The following is a 16,280-nucleotide window of genomic DNA, read 5'->3' as shown; positions in this document are numbered from 1 at the left end:
ACCAGTTGATGAAGATGGATTTGATCTACGCCCCGCTTTGAATGAAAATAAAAAAGACTTTATGGTCTTAAAGCCGCTGGTACGTGTACGATTATCCGATCGCCTCACATCGTAGAGCCCCGTTTGGGATCTTGCGCGGCGTGGGGGTTCAGTTTCCTGGAGACAAACCTATGACATCTAGTTCAGCCAGTGCAGTGACGGGCAGTGCCCGAACCTTACGTCGGGTCGCCGTGTGCGGTGCCGGCGTTATGGGCGCGCAAATTGCCGCCCATTGCGTGAATGCAGGCATACCCGTCGTTTTGTTTGATCTGCCCGCGCGTGAAGGGCCAAAAAATGGCATTGTCACTCGTGCCATCGCCCATCTTCGAAAAATGAATCCCGCTCCCCTAGGTACGCCCGATCTGGCTGACCTGATTGAGCCGGCCAACTATGAAGACAATCTGGATCGTCTGGCCGATTGCGACTTGGTGATTGAGGCGATTGCCGAGCGCCTGGACTGGAAACAGGATCTGTACCGCAAGATCGGGCCAGCACTGAACCCTAACGCCATCATCGCCAGCAATACTTCGGGCCTGTCCATCACCTCGTTGGCAGAGGTGTTGCCGGAAGCGCTGCGCCCACGTTTTTGCGGCGTGCACTTTTTCAACCCTCCACGCTACATGAGCCTGGTGGAGCTGATCCCCACGAAATACACCCAGCCAGCCCTGCTGGATATTCTGGAAACCTTCCTGGTCTCGCAACTAGGCAAGGGCGTGGTTCGCGCCAAAGATACTCCCAACTTCATTGGCAATCGCATCGGTGTTTTCGGCATTCTGTCCGTGTTCGAGCAGGCACGCCGTTTCTCCCTGACGTATGAGCAGGTTGATGAATTGACGGGCACTCGCCTGGGACGCGCCAAATCGGGTACCTACCGGACGGCTGACGTGGTGGGTCTGGACACCCTGGCACACGTGATTCGTACCATGCAGGATCAACTGCCTGATGACAGCTTCAAAGCACACTTTGGCCTGCCGCCCGAAGTGCAGGGTCTGATTGACGCAGGCGCTTTGGGTCAAAAGACCGGCGCCGGTTTCTTCCGCAAGAAGGGGCGTGAAATCCAGCGGTTCGATGCACAGCAGCGCGATTACGTGACGGCTGACCAGAAAATCGATCCCGATGTCGCCGCCATTTTGGCCGTACGTGACCCGGCCGAACGGCTGCGTCAACTGCGCGAGTCCGACAAGCCTCAGGCTCAATTCGTGTGGGCGGTGTTGCGCGACACCTTCCATTACAGCGCCATTCACCTGCAAGACATTGCAGACAACGCCCGTCAGCTGGATCTGGCCCTGAAGTGGGGGTTTGGTCATAAGCAGGGGCCGTTCGAGATCTGGCAATCGGCGGGATGGCGTCAGGTTGCTGAGTGGATCACTCAGGATATTCAGGACGGCAAGACACTGAGTAATCAGCCGCTGCCCGATTGGGCGACACGCGGCCCGGTATGGGAAGCCCAGGGTGTCCACACTGCCGCCGGCTCCTGGAATCCATCGCAAAGTCGCTTTGAAGGTCGCAGCGAACTGCCGGTTTATCAGCGTCACATCGGCACCCCTTTGCTGGTCGGCGAAGTCGAGTCCCTGGAAACCACGACGGTGTTTGATGATGAGTCGGTACGCTGCTGGACGTTACCCGCGCCGCATCCCCAGGATGTGCTGATTGTGTCCTTCAAGACCAAGATGCACACGCTCAGCCCCGGCGTAGTCAATGGCGTGTTCAAGGCGGTTGAGCTGGCCGAAGCGTCGTATCAGGCGTTGGTCATTGCGCAGGATGGCGACCCGTTCTCCGCGGGTGCCGACCTGAAGGCCATTTTGCCGCTGTTCAAGAAAGAGGGGGTGGCGGCGGTCGAGCCGGTGGAACGCGCCATGCAGGACATGGTGCTGCGTATCCGTTACGCCCAAGTGCCAGTGGTGGCTGCGGTGGCCGGTCTGGCTCTGGGTGGCGGTTGCGAACTGGCTGTCCATTGTGCGCACCGGGTTGCCCATTTCGAGTCTTATATCGGTTTAGTGGAGGTCGGTGTGGGACTGGTGCCGGGTGCCGGTGGTCTGGCGTACTCGGCACGCCGCGCGGCCGAACTGCAGGCCATGGGGGCGCCCGACGCCCCACTGCTGGCGTATCTGAAGCGCTTTGCGCTGGCAATTGCCAGCGCCCAGGTGTCGCGTTCTGCGCTGGATGCCCGCCAGCTTGGTTTTCTGAAGGAGTCCGACACCATCGTGATGAACCGTCAGGAACTGGTGTATGTGGCCGTTCGTCAGGCTCAGGCTTTGGCCAGCGCCGGCTGGCGTGCGCCGCTGCCACGTCGCTTCCCGGTGGCCGGTCGCGATGGCATTGCCACACTGAAAGCTCAACTGGTGAATATGAAAGAAGGTGGTTTTATCTCGGAGTATGACTTCCATGTCGCCGAGAAGGTCGTAACCGTGATCTGCGGGGGCGATGTAGATCCAGGCTCGCTGGTGGATGAGGCATGGATGATGACGCAAGAGCGGCAGGCTTTCATGGCGCTGCTCAATTCCCCCAAGACCCAGGAGCGTATTGCTGGGATGTTGAGCACTGGCAAGCCCGTGCGTAACTAGAGCGGATCAAGGAGTGGACATGACTGTACAACAAGCTTATATCGTCGCTGCCAAGCGTACACCCATCGGAAAAGCGCCTCGTGGCGTGTTTTCGTCCTATCGCCCTGACGAGCTGCTGGCGCATGCCATTCGCGGCATGCTGGCTGATGTACCCAAGCTGGACCCGGCCGCCATTGAAGAAGTGGTGGCCGGCTGCGCCCTACCTGAAGGCCCACAGGGTTTTAACGTCGCGCGCATCTCCGCCTTGCTGGCAGGGTTGCCGCACACCGTGGCCGGCATGACCGTCAACCGTTTCTGCGCCTCGGGTCTGAGTGCCATCGCCATTGCGGCCGATCGTATCCGTACTGGTCAGGCAGACATTATCGTGGCCTCCGGCGTGGAATCCATGAGTCAGGTGCCGGTGATGGGCGTGAACACCAGTTTCAGTCCCGAGATCTTTACCTCGGACGAAAACTACGGGATTGCCTACGGTATGGGCCTGACGGCTGAAGAGGTCGCTCGTCAGTGGAAGGTGTCTCGCGAAGACCAGGACGCGTTTGCTCTGGCCTCGCACCAGAAAGCCGTCAAGGCCTGGGAGTCGGGCGAATTTACGGGTGAAGTCTTGCCGGTTACAGTGACCCGTCGCCAGCCTGACCTGAACACTCAGGAAATCTCCGTTAAAACCCAAGTGGTCGAACGGGACGAAGGCCCACGCCCGGATACCAGTCTGGAAGCCTTGGGTAAATTGCGCCCCGTGTTTGCGGCGCGTGGTTCGGTCACGGCCGGCAACAGCTCGCAGACCTCGGACGGGGCCGGTGCCTTGCTGCTTGTCTCCGAGCGTGCCTTGCGGGAGCACAATCTGACGCCCCTGGCACGCTTTGTGACCTTCTCGGTGCGTGGCGTACCGCCTGCCATTATGGGGATTGGGCCTAAAGAAGCCGTCCCGCATGCGCTGGCCCTGGCAGGCTTGAAGCAAGACCAGATGGACTGGATCGAGCTGAACGAAGCCTTTGCGGCTCAGTCGCTGGCAGTGATTCGGGATCTGGGTCTGGACCCTGAGCGGGTCAATCCGCTGGGTGGCGCCATTGCCATGGGCCACCCGCTGGGTGCGACCGGTGCCATGCGTGCTGCTACGGTGGTTCATGCCTTGCAGCGTCGTCAGTTGAAATACGGCATGCTCACCATGTGTATTGGTACCGGCATGGGTGCAGCCGGGATTTTCGAGCGGACATAATTTCCGATCTGCTGCTTTTATCGTTGCTGGACAAAGCCGCCTTCGGGCGGCTTTTTATTGGTCTATCCCCGGCAGGGAGGGGCAAGAGCGCGATACGTGTAAGCAAATTTGCTTAAAACCCGCTAAATGTCAAAAAAGTAAAGGTTTGTTGTTGTCATAGAGTAGACATAGGCCCGCGCCATAGTCCTTTTTATTGTGTTGAACAGCTCACACGGAGGATGTATGGGATTGCCCTCGCGCATGGTGTCCAGCCTGCATGTGCCCCCCCTGTTCTGGCAGGGGTGGGTCAAGGCCCGTCTGGAGTCGGGGCAGTTTGAAGTCGACTGCGGCGAGCGCTGCTGGATTGTGCCGCAGGCCGTCAGTTGCCTGGTGCAGCCGCAAGTGGGTGACAAGGTATGGGTAGGCGGGGCCGATGGCGAGCAGGCCTATGTGTTTGCCGTGCTGGAGCGCCCTCAGGGCGGGGCCTTGCATCTGGTGGCTGAGCAAGGGTTGCATGTGCAGGCTGCGCAGGGAGGGGTACATATTCAGTCCGAGGCCGATTTGACGTTGCAGGCCGGTGCGCATTTGCGCCAGTCGGGCCGAGAAGTGAGCCTGACGGCAGGCACGCTGCGGATCTTGTCGCGGGTCCAGGAAACGGTGTCCGATCGCTTGTCTCAAGTCTGTCATCACGTATTTCGTCTGACTGAAAAAGAAGAGCGTTGGCGTGGTGGCCGACTGGACGTACAAGCCCAGCATCAAATGCGTTTGCATGCCCGCCATACCTTGATGAGCGCACGTGAGCTGGTCAAAGTTGACGCTGACCAAATACACATGGGGTAGGCATGCTGACAGAACGTCTTGTGCAAGTGCATAGCCCCTTGGGCCCGGAGGTCTTGCTGTTTCTGGCCTTGCAAGGCCGAGAAGGGTTGTCTCAGCCCTTTGAGTTGCAGGTGGATGTGGTGTGCAACACACCCTTGCTGGATTTGCGCAGCTTGCTGGGTGAGTCCCTGAGTCTGGAGATCAGGACGCCGCTTGCTGTTCCGCGTTTCCTGGACGGGCGCATCAGCGCGTTTCGCCTGCTGGGCAAAACAGGCCGTAGCGACCGTTTCTACACCTACAGGGCTACCTTGCGTCCCTGGCTCTGGTTCTTGAGCCAGAACATGGACAGCCGGATTTTTCAGGAAAAAACAGTGCCTGAGGTCTTGCAGGACGTACTGGGCCGTTACCCCTTTGCCTGGGAGTCTCGGCTGACGCAGGATTATCCACGTCAGACTTATTGCGTTCAGTATCAGGAGAGCGATTTTCAGTTTGTCAGCCGCTTGATGGAGCGCGAAGGGATTTACTACTGGTTCGAACATCGTAACGGGGCTCATACGCTGGTGATGGCGGATGATGCCGGCCAGCATGCGGCTGCGCCCTGGTTGACTGAACTACCCTTTGTGTCCCCCGACCGGGTAGCGCATCCCGATGTCGAGCATATCCATGCCTGGCACCCGTATGAGCAAGTCACTCCGGGCCGTTACGCGACGGCCGATTACGACTATTGCAAGCCGGGGGCCAGCCTAGACGCCACGCGCAGCAACCCCGCTGAACACGCCTTGGGTGATCTGGAAGTGTACGAATGGGCGGGTGGCTACACCGAGCCTCACCACGGTGAGCATTACTCTCGCTTGCGGCTCGAAGCCTTGCAGGCGGTACGCAGTCAGGCGCAAGCCCAGACCAATGCGCGCGGGGTCGCGCCAGGGTATGTGTTGTCCGTGCGCAATCATCCGCGTCTGGAGGACAATCGCGATTACCTGGTGACCCAGGTTGATTACGATTTTCTCGATGTCAGCCATACCGGTGAGAGTGGCATGGCCAGCCACTACTTTATTGATTTTCGGGTGATGCCATCCAGCCAGCCTTACCGTCCTTTGCGGCTTACGCCGGTTCCACGCACCTACGGCCCTCAAACCGCCAAGGTGGTGGGCAAGAGCGGCGAGCAACTGTGGACCGATCAGTATGGTCGCATCAAGGTTCAGTTTTTGTGGGACCGCTATGGGCAGGCCAATGAAAACAGCTCCTGCTGGCTGCGCGTCTCCAGCCCGTGGGCAGGCGGCGGCTTTGGGGGCATTCAATTGCCCCGCGTGGGCGACGAAGTGATTGTGGACTTTCTGGGGGGCGACCCGGATCGGCCCATTGCGGTCGGACGCGTGTATAACGCCAGCAATATGCCACCCTGGAACCTGCCGGACAATGCGACGCAAAGCGGCTTTTTGAGCCGCTCCAAAGACGGTGACCCCAGCAACGCCAACGCCTTCATGTTTGAGGACAGGGCCGGTCAGGAGCGTATCTGGCTACATGCCGAGCGCAATCTGGACACGGAAGTTGAAGGGGACGAAACCCATACCGTCGATGGCAACCGGACTACCGTGATTACCGGCCACGATACCTTGAGCGTTATGGCGACCCGCACCACCACGGTGCAGGATCTGGAAACCGAGACCTTCAATAGCGGGGTTGTACGCACAGTCATCGGAGATCTGGTCGAAACCATAGAGGGCGAGCAGACGCGCACTCACACCGGTGATGTGACGCGCACGGTGACAGGCAATGTGACCGATACGCTGACCGGGGACCTGAGCAGAACGATTACCGGCGATGTCACCCATACCGTCACGGGCGGGGTCACGGACGCCATCACCGGCACCCGCAACTCCACTCAAACCGGCGACTACACCCGCACGATTACTGGCGCGGTGGACTACACCGTGACCGGCGATGTTAAAGAAACCGTTACGGGTAATGTGGACCTGACTACCACTGGCAATGTCACTGACACCCTGACCGGCAATCTGACCAAAAGCATTTCCGGGCCCGTGGACATTACCGCCTCAACAGGGGTGAACATCACCACGCCCAGCTGGAAGGTCAATGTCACGAGTCTGGAGCGCTTCTGGGTGCCTCACACCGAAAGGGTGACGGGGTTTCGCCTGAACGGGACAGGCGCTTCCCTGGATGCCTGGGGCATGCGGGCACAGGCGTATGGGCTGAACTATCAGTGGGCCTATTACAAGATCGATAAGGCGACCTTCAAGAACGATGAGGTCATGCTCGATATCAAGAAGAAAGGCTTGGCCTTGAAGAAGATAGGCATGGAAACGCACAAATCGATGATGAGTTTGCGTAAGGCCATCCTGCATTTGTTCATGTAATCAAGGAGGGGCAGATTCACGATGGCAACGGCGGTACGCACAGGCTTAATGCTCCTGTTCCTGACGGCGATGATTACCTACGTGGGCGTGATGACCCAGTGGGAAGGGCCGGGCTTTTATATCTCTATTTTCTTGTACCTGTTTTTCCTGATAGCGCTGGAGACGACGCGCCGCGATTTCATGCAGCATTACCGCGCCTGGCCGGAGCAGGCCAGATACAGAAAGCTGGTCCGGGGAAATGCAGTGCGGGTCCAGGCGGAGATTGTGGAGTGCACCCCATTGCGGGAAGGGCGCACACATGCTTATCCATTGGTACGCCTGGTTTTGGATGTGCAGGGAACACGCGTTGATCTGGATGTGCTGATGCAGCCTGAACTGGGGTACAGATTCAGGCCGGGTAATACGGTGGCGGTGCTCTGTGACGCGACTGATCCACGCCAATGCGCCATTGATCGTGAGCAGGTGGCTTTGCAGCTCAAACCTGTGCACAGCCCGTATGTGGATTAGTGTCAGGTTCCGGCTTTGGGAAAAAGGGCTGAGATGCTAGGGCTGCTTCTTTGGATGTTTCTGGCGCTGAGTCTGGCGGCGATGATGGTACGTATCGGCATGGCTTTGGAATGGAGTGGTTTTTTACCATATCTGGTCGCCATCGTGCTGGTGGTGCCGGTGGGCTTCTTGGTGGCTGGTGCTCGAGCGCTTGTGCGTTATTGGCGTGCCTGGCCCGAGCAACGCGTGTATCAGCGGCTGCGCTCCAGGAAGGCGCTGCGATGCCAGGCGCGCATCGTGGCTCAAGAGGAGTTGCTGCCGGGTGTATTCAAGCTGGTTTATCCCTTGTTGCGTCTTAGTCTGGACGTCGAGGGGCGCAGGACGTTTATAGAGGTGTTGATTCAACCCGAATTGCACAGCCGGTTTGAGCCAGGTCAGGTGGTGGCCGTGCTGGGCGACCTCCATGAACCGACACGTTGCGCGCTTGATCGTGAACAGGTCGTATTGCAATTGCGGCCTGTCTTCACTTCCTATGGTGATTGACCTTATGCGGCAGGATGAACAGAAACAATGATCGGACCAGCAAACATGGCTAAGGAGTTCATATGCGCCTAGTCAAGCCATTGCGCTTGGGTGTTTTGGCGCGTCCCTGGAGCTGGCGTGGTCAGCATGCGTTGGGTGTTTCAGTCCAGGCCTGGTGCTCGATGGATGCGCCGCATTTATTAAGCACTGATGCACGCATGTGGCAGGGGGTGTCGAGCCTGATCTTGGACGATGAGGTGGTGGATCTGGCTTTACCCAAGCCTTGCGCGGAGTTTCTGGTATCGGGACATGCCTGTGCTCCGCAGGGGCAAGAGGTCTCGCAACTGGTGGTTCAAGCCCGTGTCGGCCCCATTGAAAAGAGGCTGGCCGTGTTCGGGCGACGCCAATGGCGTCAAGGCAGGCCCGGCGAGGCAGCGCCTTTTACGCGTGTGCCCTTGGATGGTAGCCGTAGCTGGGGAGGGCCGCAGTATCCCGATAATCCGGCAGGCATGGGGATGGAGCTTGCCGCTCCTGGAGAGCCGCTGACGTTGCCTCAGGTCGAACCCTGGGAGGGGCGTTTGCATCGTTCTGGTCAGCAAGGCAGCCCGGCCGGTTTGGGGCCCGTCTCTCCGTTGCGACCACGACGTTTTCGTTTGGCCGGTCATTATGATCCCGCCTGGTTGCAACATGATCCGGGCATGATGCTCGACAGCCTGGACCCGCATTTTTTCAACACGGCGGAGCCAGATCAGTGGTGGCCCAGGCAGAGCCACTGGCCTGCAGACAGTACGTGGGAGCTACACCATCTGCATGCACAACGACCCCAGTGGTGCGGCACCTTGCCGCAGTGGCAAGCCATGTGCTGGTATCAGGATCGTCGGGTCCCCGGATTGCAAAAGCTGGATCTGCTGCACACCACAGTCTGGTTTTTTCCGGACCTGGGCCACATGTTGCTGCTGTATCAGGGAAGTGTGTCCGTGCAGGATGCGCAGGCTCAAGATGTAAGTGTGTTAATGCCCGCAGTGGAGCTGGCAGGACAAGCTCGCGGCCAGGATCATTATGAGCGCGTGCTGCACTTGCGCAGCGAAGGAGATCAGGCTGGCCTGTTTGCCTTGCGCGATCAAGACTTGCTGCCCCAGGCTTGCTGTGCCCCCCTGGGTGAGGTGCTAAGCAGCCCGGACGATCCCTTGTCATTGACGATGCGCACGCGTCTGGAGCGGTGGGCGCAGGAGGCGGCGCAAGCTCACCCCGCCTGGCAAGATGACTTTTTTTCGCTGACACAGGCAGGGCCTCCCAAGCCTATGGATATAGACCGGACAGACTGGGTGCAGGAAGTGCGTCAGTCCAATCGTCAGCTGTGGGATGCGCGTCAGAAACTGGCTGCGGGCATGGAGCAGGTGCAGGATATGCAGCGCCAATCCCCTTTTCAGGACAAGGCGGCTTATCGGGTTGCTGCCCGGGAAACCCAACACCTTTTAGATGAACTCGATAGGATGGGTAGTGATAACGCTGCGGTATCCGGGGTGCTGGCCAAGCCTGTCGAACAGGCCAGGCAGGCCATGCAAGCCTATGGCGATGCCATGCTGGTCTCCGAGCTGAGGCAACAGCGTTTGCGCAGGCGCGTGGAACTGATTTTGGCAGGAACGCGGAATCTTTCCGGTCTGGATTTGAGCGGCCTGCATTTGCAGGGTTTCGACTTTTCCGGTGTGCGCTGTGTGGGCACCTGCTTTAACGATGCCGTTCTGACAGAAGGCACATTTGCGGGGGCGGATTGCTCAGGGGCGAGTTTTGTGCGGGCTCGCCTGGAGCAGGTGCAGTTCACCCAGTCCCAGTTGGATGATGTGGATTTCAGCGCAGCGGTCTTGCAGTCGGTGCAGTTTCGTCACGTGCAGGCGATACGTTGGCAACCCCGCGAATCTAGTTGGCAGGATGTGTTGTTTCAGCAGTCCCATTTGCAGGAACAGGAATGGCTGGATGTGGATATGCTGCGCTGTACGTTCGAGTCCTCCCAGTTGCAGGAAGTGCAGTATTTGATGCGCTCGCGCTTGTCTGGGGTGAGGTATCAGGATTGCCAGCTGCAGCAATGCCTCTGGCTGGATTGTGATCTGCGTGGGCTGTCCTTGCGCGGCTCCACGCTGAAAGAGTCGTCCTGGCTGTTGGGTTTGCTCGATGGTGTGGCAGATTGCAGTGCGAGTACATGGCACCAAAGTGTGGTGTCCGGCCTGGATATGCCAGGGTCAAACTGGCAGGGGGCGCGTCTGGAAGAGAGCAATCTGCGAGGCGTGGATTTATCCCAGTCCTGCTTTGAACAAGCTCAGCTCCAGTGTTGCGATTTATCCCGTGCCAATCTGCACGGTTCGCAATGGAGTCAGGCCGTTTTGCGAGAGTGCATTTTGATTGATGCGGACTTCAGTCAAGCCGTGCTGAGCAAGGTTGATATGAGCAACAGTCTGGCCGGCGGAGCGAATGTGCGCGGAGCCTTGCTGGATACGGTGAATCTGTTTCGGGCTGATCTGCAAGGATGGCAAACCGACATGCGTACTCGTAGCCGGAATGTCTACCTGCGCACCGCACGTCGTGGACCGGCGGGAGGCCCGGTCTGATGGACGCTCATGTTTTGCGTTTGCGCATCCGCCAGGGTGAGCCATTGCAAGGTCTGGATTTAAGTGACTTGTATCTGCCGCCAGGTGATTACTCCGGGGCCGTGTTCCTGTCTTGCCGCTTGCCACGCGTGAAGGCATTAGGTGTCAATCTGGCGGGTAGCCATTTTCACCAGTGCGATCTGAGCGGGGCCGTCTTGGATGCCAGTACCCTGGACGGCTGCGTTTTTATGGACAGTGTACTCAAGGAGCTGTCTTGCAAACATGTACAGGCAAGTGAGGTGACCTGGCAGGACTGCGATTTGCAAGGTGCTCTTTGGCAAGGCGGTGCCTGGATCGAGACGCATTGGGCGCATTGTGTGCTGCGGTCAGGAAATTTCGATCAGGCTTTGTTGCAAGCCTGTACCTGGACAGGTTGCCGGGCTGGCGAGCTGTCCTTGCGGTCAACCCGGCTGGAAGAGGTGGCGGTGATGGAACTGGATTGGCGCGGCAGCCTGCTGGCAGGCAGTCGCTGGAGCCAGGTCACCGCGATTGACTGCAATTTCCAAGGCATGAACTTGTCCGGGCTGGATCTGGGTGGCAGTGTTTTGATGGGGTCCGACTTTACTCAGGCGGACCTAAGCCACGCCCGCCTTTGCAGCACCAATTTCAAGTCTGCCATCCTGAATCAGGCCGTGCTGAACCAGGTGCAGGCCGAGCAGGCGTTGTTTGTTCAGGCGCAAGCCCAAGGCTTGCAAATGCGGCAAGCCAATCTGACGCAAAGCCTGTGGGCTCAAGCCCATGCCCCCGAGGCGGATTTTCGCGGTTCGGTTTTACAGCAAGCCTACTTCGCGCAGGCGGTACTGGAGCAGGCCCGTTTCGAGCATAGCCAGCTGCGTTATGCGGATTTCTCGTATGCAGATTGCCGCCGGGCCCGTTGGGATGGCGCGCATTTTGAACGCACCCAGTTTCATCGTTGCCTGCTGGACAAGGCCGGACAGGAGCAGGTTGCAGGCTGCCTGCCCAATGATCCGGCTTTGCACGAATCCGAAAGCTGGACGGCGCGTTATATGAATCTTGAGTAAGGAGCCCGGATGTTTGCCAATTGCCAACGGGGCGGTATGGACATCGCCTTTCCCGACATCTGCAAGACGCCACCGGCTCTGTTGCCCATTCCTTACCCCAATTTTGCGACGGGGCTGATGGGCATCCCCAATGCCTGGAACATCTTGTTGCAGGGCGGCCCTGCCCATAATCTGCTCACGACGATACCCTTGAGTAATGGCGACAATCCGGGTGTAGCCTTGGGCTTGATCTCGCAAACCGTGATGTCGCGTTCGCGCTCCATTACCTGTGTGCCCAATGTGCTGTGGAAGGGAATTCCAGCCACCCGCCTGACCAGCCTGAGCATGCAAAATACCGTCAACACAGTGGGCATGCGGGTGGTGCCCAGCCAGTTCAAAGTGCTGTTGCTAGGTGGCGGTGGTGCCGGTGGCGGAGTCGGTAAAGGCGGCAAAGGCGTCTCGGGCAGCGGGCCGGAGGCGGCGCGCAAGGCGGCGGCACGGGAGGCCAAGCGGGCGCAGCTTAAACGCAACCGGCGTCGTGGCGCGCAGCGGGAACGCGAGGTTGAGGCCGAGCTGAAGCAGGAAGGCCATGAGGTGATGGGTACGCAGGTATCTGCAAAAACACCGCTGACCCGCCGTGTGATCGATATACTGATCAAGGACAAGAACACGGGCAAAATCCGGGCGGTCGAAGTCAAAAGTGGGGGAGCACGCCGGTCCGCAACCCAGAAGGCCAAGGACAAGGCGATGGAGAGCAGGGGAGCAGAATTGATTGGCAAGAATGCGCCCCGCCAGCCCCTTCCCAAGAACCTACGCATACCTACGGAGGTACGACATTGAAAACGCACACTGATCCCGTTAAATATGACGCTGTGGACTGGCATGTCGGAGGGGACTATCCTGCTGGTCTGGGCCCGCAGGGCGGGCGCACCCATATTGGCATGTACCTGGCCTGGCTGGTGGAAAAAGGTTTGCTGGCCGATACCTTTGTCGATCGCTATCCCAACGAGGTGCGCCAGTGCCGCGATCACATGCTCAAAGGCTCGCAATTGTTGCAAGACTGCTGCGACGACGTGCTGGTCAGCGAAGATATGTCCGAGTTGGGCAAGGCTTTCAGCGATTTTTATTACGACGAGCTGTATCTGGACGATTACGTGGATACGCTGGACGACGAGGTGCTGCCCTCTATCTACCATGTGCCCGACGACTGGGACAGTTACGAGACCCTGCGACCGGTTCTGGAGCAACGTTATCAGCATTGGCGACAGGAGCAGGGGCTGGATAGCTGATTTTGTCCGCTCTCTGTGTTGGTTTGAAAAGCGCTGCCTGCGGGCGGCGCTTTTGCGTTTATATGCTTCAAAAAGAGCGTAAATACATCTATTTTGCAAAATAAGTAAGGAAAAATTTTAGTCAAAAAGGTGTCACCTTCGCTTCCTAGACTGGCTGCGTAATCAGTTTTTCGAGACGACAGCTATGGTCGAAGGCATGCAGGAACCGTGGCAGCCAGCCTGGAGCGTGGCGCCTGACAAGGCTCTTTACGGGGAGAACCTGGAGTACGAGGCAGATTTTCTGGCCTTGATGCAGGCGCTGCACGTACAGGGTGAACAGCAGTTTGGCCAAACCATCATTCCGGCCCAGGTTCCCGATTGGACGCGCATCGTCCGTCTGGTGCAGGATTTGCTGGATCGCTCGGCCGATATCCGCTTGCTGGTGGTTCTGGCCCAGGCGCGTTTGCAGACCGGTGGACTGCCTGCCTTGGTGGACGTATGCCAATGGCTGTTAGGTGCGTTGCAAAAGGGCTGGGAGTACGTCCACCCACGCCTGTATGAGGATGGCGAGCTGGACCCGTTGCCCCGTGTCAATGCCCTGGCGGGTTTGTCGGCGATTGATGGGCTGGGGCGGTTGATGCGTGAAGCCCCTGTGGTCAGCCTGGGGCACCGTCAATTGAATTTGCGCGAAGTCGGATACGTACTGGATGGGGGGCAGAAAGACTCTGGCCTGCCTGGGCGAGACCGACTGGTAGAAGAATTGCGTCGTGCTTTTGCCGCCGGCCAGAGTCAGACCCAGGCCTTGCGTCGTCTACGCCAGTTCCGCCAGGAGCTGGAGGCCTTGGTGCGGCAGCATCTGGAGACGGAATGGGCGCTGCGGCTCGATGGGGCCTGGGATACCGTGGAAGCGGCCAGCGCGGTCCTGGATGCAGCGACCTCCCCGTCTGCGCCGCTGGCTCCTGAACCCATACAGGAAAGTGCGACGAGTACGGTGACATTGTCGTCTGGCCGTCCGTCAGTCCCCCCCATGGATTTGCTCAACTGGCAGAGCCTGCATGTTTCATCGCGCGAAGAAGTGGTGCTGCTGCTGGACAAGCTGGTGGCGTATTTCGAGCAGTACGAACCTAGTCATCCCGCCCCTTTGCTGTTGCGGCGCGCCCAGCAACTGGTGCCTATGGGCTTTCACGAGCTGATTCGTGATCTGGCTCCCGGTGCCTGGGAACAGATCCAGGTTTTCATGCCTCGATCCGATGCGGCCTCGGCGGCCTCTTAATTCCATCAATCAACTGGAGAAGACCTGATGTCTGTGAAATCCAATTCGGGTAGTGGACAGAAATTCCTTGGGCGCAATCGGGCTCCGCGTGTGCAAATTGAATATGACGTCGAACTGTACGGTGCCGAGCACCGTGTGCAACTGCCTTTTGTGATGGGCGTTCTGGCCGATCTGGCTGGACACAACACGGAGAGCCTGCCGGATCTGGGCGAGCGCAAGTTTATGGAAATTGACGTGGATAACTTCGATGACCGCATGAAGTCCATCGCGCCCAAGCTGAACATGCAGGTCCCCAATAGTTTGACGGGGGACGGAGTGCTGGGCGTGGAAGTCTCTTTTGATTCCATGGACAGTTTTTCTCCTGCCGAACTGGCCCGTCAGATCGAGCCTTTGGCACGCCTGCTCGAAGCCCGTACCCAACTGGCCAATTTGCTGACTTATATGGATGGCAAAAGCGGGGCGGAAGCGCTGCTGTCGCGTTTGCTTGAGCAGCCGGAGCTCTTGCGCGCCCTGGCTGGCCGCCCACCCCAGGCCCTGACAATGAACGAGTCTCAAGGCGATCAGGACAGCGATCCCCACGCATAAGGAGCCCTACCTCATGACTTCCCCCCAGACCTTGACCGCTACCCGTGACACGGCCCAGCTCGATGAGCTGTCCCGTCTGTTGCAGCAGGAATTTCGTCCCAAGACCGAGCAGGCCCAGCAAGCGGTTGAGTTTGCTGTGTCCACCTTGGCCGAGCAGGCCCTGGACCAGTCCGTGACCTTGAGTGAGGACGCCTATCAAACCATTCAAGCCGTGATTGCCCAGATCGACCAGAAGATGACCGAGCAGATCAATCACATCCTGCATCACCCCGAGTTTCAGCGCCTGGAAGGGGCATGGCGTGGCCTTCATTATCTGGTCAGCAATACGGAAACGGATGAGCTGCTGCGTATCCGCGTGCTTCCTGCGACCAAAAAAGAGCTGGCTCGCAATCTGAAGCGCTACAAAGGTGTGGCCTGGGATCAAAGCCCCTTGTTCAAAAAAGTCTATGAGCAGGAATACGGACAGTTTGGTGGTGAGCCTTTTGGTTGTCTGGTGGGGGATTATCACTTTGATCACAGCCCGCCCGATGTGGAAATGCTTGGCGAGCTGGCGCGCATTGGGGCTGCGGCGCATAGCCCCTTTATCGCCGGGGCTGCGCCGTCGGTCATGCAGATGGAGTCCTGGCAGGAGCTGGCCAATCCGCGGGATCTGACCAAGATTTTTTCCAATACCGAATACGCGGCCTGGCAAAGCTTGCGTGAGTCGGAGGATGCCCGTTATCTCGGCCTGGCCATGCCGCGTTTTCTGGCGCGGCTCCCCTATGGCGCACGCACCAACCCCGTCGATGAGTTCGATTTCGAGGAAGACACGGACGGCGCGAATCATGATCGGTATACCTGGGCCAACTCGGCCTATGCCATGGCGGTAAACATCAATCGCTCCTTCAAGCATTTTGGCTGGTGTACGGCGATCCGGGGTGTAGAGTCGGGAGGCGCTGTCGAGAATCTGCCCTGCCACACATTCCCGACGGACGATGGGGGCGTGGACATCAAGTGTCCCACCGAAATTGCGATCAGCGACCGTCGCGAGGCCGAGCTGGCCAAGAACGGCTTTATGCCGCTGGTCCATCGCAAGAACTCGGATTTTGCCGCCTTCATCGGTGCGCAGTCTTTGCAAAAACCTCAGGAATACTACGATGCCGATGCCACGGCCAACGCCCGTCTGGCAGCGCGTCTGCCTTATCTGTTTGCCTGCTGCCGGTTCGCGCATTACCTCAAATGCATCGTGCGTGACAAGATCGGCTCCTTTCGCGAACGTGATGATATGGAGCGTTGGCTGAACGGATGGATCATGAATTATGTAGATGGCGATCCCACCAACTCCTCGCAGGAAACCAAGGCGCGCAAGCCATTGGCGGCAGCTGAAGTGTCGGTGCAGGAGGTCCCCGATAACCCCGGTTACTACGCCGCCAAGTTCTTCTTGCGCCCGCATTACCAACTGGAAGGCCTGACGGTTTCGTTGCGACTGGTATCGCGCTTGCCGTCATTGAAAGGCGAGCAGAACTGATTTCCAT

The 16,280-nt window shown here is 58.6% G+C and carries 13 protein-coding genes; all 13 read left to right on the top strand.

Annotated elements, in window-relative coordinates; genetic code table 11:
- Window positions 1-170: 170 nt before the first annotated feature.
- The 13 genes from V6936_RS12850 to tssC all read left to right on the top strand — a co-directional run bounded on the left by V6936_RS12850 (window position 171) and on the right by tssC (window position 16,273).
- Window positions 171-2,603 (top strand): 3-hydroxyacyl-CoA dehydrogenase/enoyl-CoA hydratase family protein, encoded by a 2,433-nt coding sequence (locus V6936_RS12850; protein WP_442892609.1) that lies wholly within the window; start codon window positions 171-173, stop codon window positions 2,601-2,603.
- A 13-nt stretch (window positions 2,604-2,616) separates the two neighbouring features.
- Window positions 2,617-3,816 (top strand): acetyl-CoA C-acyltransferase, encoded by a 1,200-nt coding sequence (locus V6936_RS12845; protein ID WP_165477532.1) that lies wholly within the window; start codon window positions 2,617-2,619, stop codon window positions 3,814-3,816.
- Between the two features lie 222 nt (window positions 3,817-4,038).
- Window positions 4,039-4,635 carry a DUF3540 domain-containing protein gene (locus V6936_RS12840; protein ID WP_131071033.1) on the top strand — a complete coding sequence of 199 codons (597 nt, stop codon included), beginning with the start codon at window positions 4,039-4,041 and terminating at the stop codon, window positions 4,633-4,635.
- A 2-nt stretch (window positions 4,636-4,637) separates the two neighbouring features.
- Window positions 4,638-6,989 (top strand): type VI secretion system Vgr family protein, encoded by a 2,352-nt coding sequence (locus V6936_RS12835; protein ID WP_336579972.1) that lies wholly within the window; start codon window positions 4,638-4,640, stop codon window positions 6,987-6,989.
- A 21-nt stretch (window positions 6,990-7,010) separates the two neighbouring features.
- Entirely contained in the window at window positions 7,011-7,496 is a 486-nt protein-coding gene (locus tag V6936_RS12830) for a hypothetical protein (protein ID WP_003805449.1), read from the top strand.
- A gap of 33 nt (window positions 7,497-7,529) precedes the next feature.
- Window positions 7,530-8,018, top strand: coding sequence for a hypothetical protein (locus tag V6936_RS12825; protein WP_235587667.1), 489 nt, complete (start codon window positions 7,530-7,532; stop codon window positions 8,016-8,018).
- Between the two features lie 62 nt (window positions 8,019-8,080).
- Window positions 8,081-10,600, top strand: a complete 2,520-nt coding sequence (locus tag V6936_RS12820; protein WP_336579971.1) for a DUF2169 family type VI secretion system accessory protein — start codon at window positions 8,081-8,083, stop codon at window positions 10,598-10,600.
- Window positions 10,600-11,661: a pentapeptide repeat-containing protein gene (locus V6936_RS12815; protein ID WP_336579970.1), complete on the top strand. Its 1,062-nt coding sequence runs from the start codon at window positions 10,600-10,602 to the stop codon at window positions 11,659-11,661. Before V6936_RS12820 ends, V6936_RS12815 begins: the two co-directional genes overlap by 1 nt.
- A gap of 9 nt (window positions 11,662-11,670) precedes the next feature.
- Window positions 11,671-12,480 carry a DUF4150 domain-containing protein gene (locus tag V6936_RS12810; protein WP_165477531.1) on the top strand — a complete coding sequence of 270 codons (810 nt, stop codon included), beginning with the start codon at window positions 11,671-11,673 and terminating at the stop codon, window positions 12,478-12,480.
- Window positions 12,477-12,929, top strand: coding sequence for a DUF7832 domain-containing protein (locus V6936_RS12805; protein WP_131071031.1), 453 nt, complete (start codon window positions 12,477-12,479; stop codon window positions 12,927-12,929). Before V6936_RS12810 ends, V6936_RS12805 begins: the two co-directional genes overlap by 4 nt.
- Window positions 12,930-13,113: 184 nt before the next feature.
- A complete protein-coding gene (locus tag V6936_RS12800) occupies window positions 13,114-14,181 on the top strand; it encodes a type VI secretion system protein TssA (RefSeq protein WP_336579969.1) in 1,068 nt (355 codons plus the stop codon).
- A gap of 27 nt (window positions 14,182-14,208) precedes the next feature.
- Window positions 14,209-14,766 carry a type VI secretion system contractile sheath small subunit gene (tssB, locus tag V6936_RS12795; RefSeq protein WP_201024855.1) on the top strand — a complete coding sequence of 186 codons (558 nt, stop codon included), beginning with the start codon at window positions 14,209-14,211 and terminating at the stop codon, window positions 14,764-14,766.
- 13 nt (window positions 14,767-14,779) lie between these two features.
- A complete protein-coding gene (gene tssC / locus V6936_RS12790) occupies window positions 14,780-16,273 on the top strand; it encodes a type VI secretion system contractile sheath large subunit (protein ID WP_003805465.1) in 1,494 nt (497 codons plus the stop codon).
- Window positions 16,274-16,280: the final 7 nt, after the last annotated feature.

Source organism: Alcaligenes sp. CHO6 (genome assembly GCF_037120595.1).
Taxonomy (GTDB): Bacteria; Pseudomonadota; Gammaproteobacteria; order Burkholderiales; family Burkholderiaceae_B; genus Alcaligenes; species Alcaligenes ammonioxydans.
Note: the sequence above shows the minus strand (reverse complement) of the source record. Positions and strands in the feature narration are given on the sequence as shown.

What these genes read in the sequence shown, in the direction of transcription:
- V6936_RS12850 (WP_442892609.1), top strand. Translation starts at nt 171, where the DNA reads ATGACATCTAGTTCAGCCAGTGCAGTGACGGGCAGTGCCCGAACCTTA.
- V6936_RS12840 (WP_131071033.1), top strand. Translation starts at nt 4,039, where the DNA reads ATGGGATTGCCCTCGCGCATGGTGTCCAGCCTGCATGTGCCCCCCCTG.
- V6936_RS12835 (WP_336579972.1), top strand. Translation starts at nt 4,638, where the DNA reads ATGCTGACAGAACGTCTTGTGCAAGTGCATAGCCCCTTGGGCCCGGAG.
- V6936_RS12830 (WP_003805449.1), top strand. Translation starts at nt 7,011, where the DNA reads ATGGCAACGGCGGTACGCACAGGCTTAATGCTCCTGTTCCTGACGGCG.
- V6936_RS12825 (WP_235587667.1), top strand. Translation starts at nt 7,530, where the DNA reads ATGCTAGGGCTGCTTCTTTGGATGTTTCTGGCGCTGAGTCTGGCGGCG.
- V6936_RS12820 (WP_336579971.1), top strand. Translation starts at nt 8,081, where the DNA reads ATGCGCCTAGTCAAGCCATTGCGCTTGGGTGTTTTGGCGCGTCCCTGG.
- V6936_RS12815 (WP_336579970.1), top strand. Translation starts at nt 10,600, where the DNA reads ATGGACGCTCATGTTTTGCGTTTGCGCATCCGCCAGGGTGAGCCATTG.
- V6936_RS12810 (WP_165477531.1), top strand. Translation starts at nt 11,671, where the DNA reads ATGTTTGCCAATTGCCAACGGGGCGGTATGGACATCGCCTTTCCCGAC.
- V6936_RS12800 (WP_336579969.1), top strand. Translation starts at nt 13,114, where the DNA reads ATGGTCGAAGGCATGCAGGAACCGTGGCAGCCAGCCTGGAGCGTGGCG.
- tssB (WP_201024855.1), top strand. Translation starts at nt 14,209, where the DNA reads ATGTCTGTGAAATCCAATTCGGGTAGTGGACAGAAATTCCTTGGGCGC.
- tssC (WP_003805465.1), top strand. Translation starts at nt 14,780, where the DNA reads ATGACTTCCCCCCAGACCTTGACCGCTACCCGTGACACGGCCCAGCTC.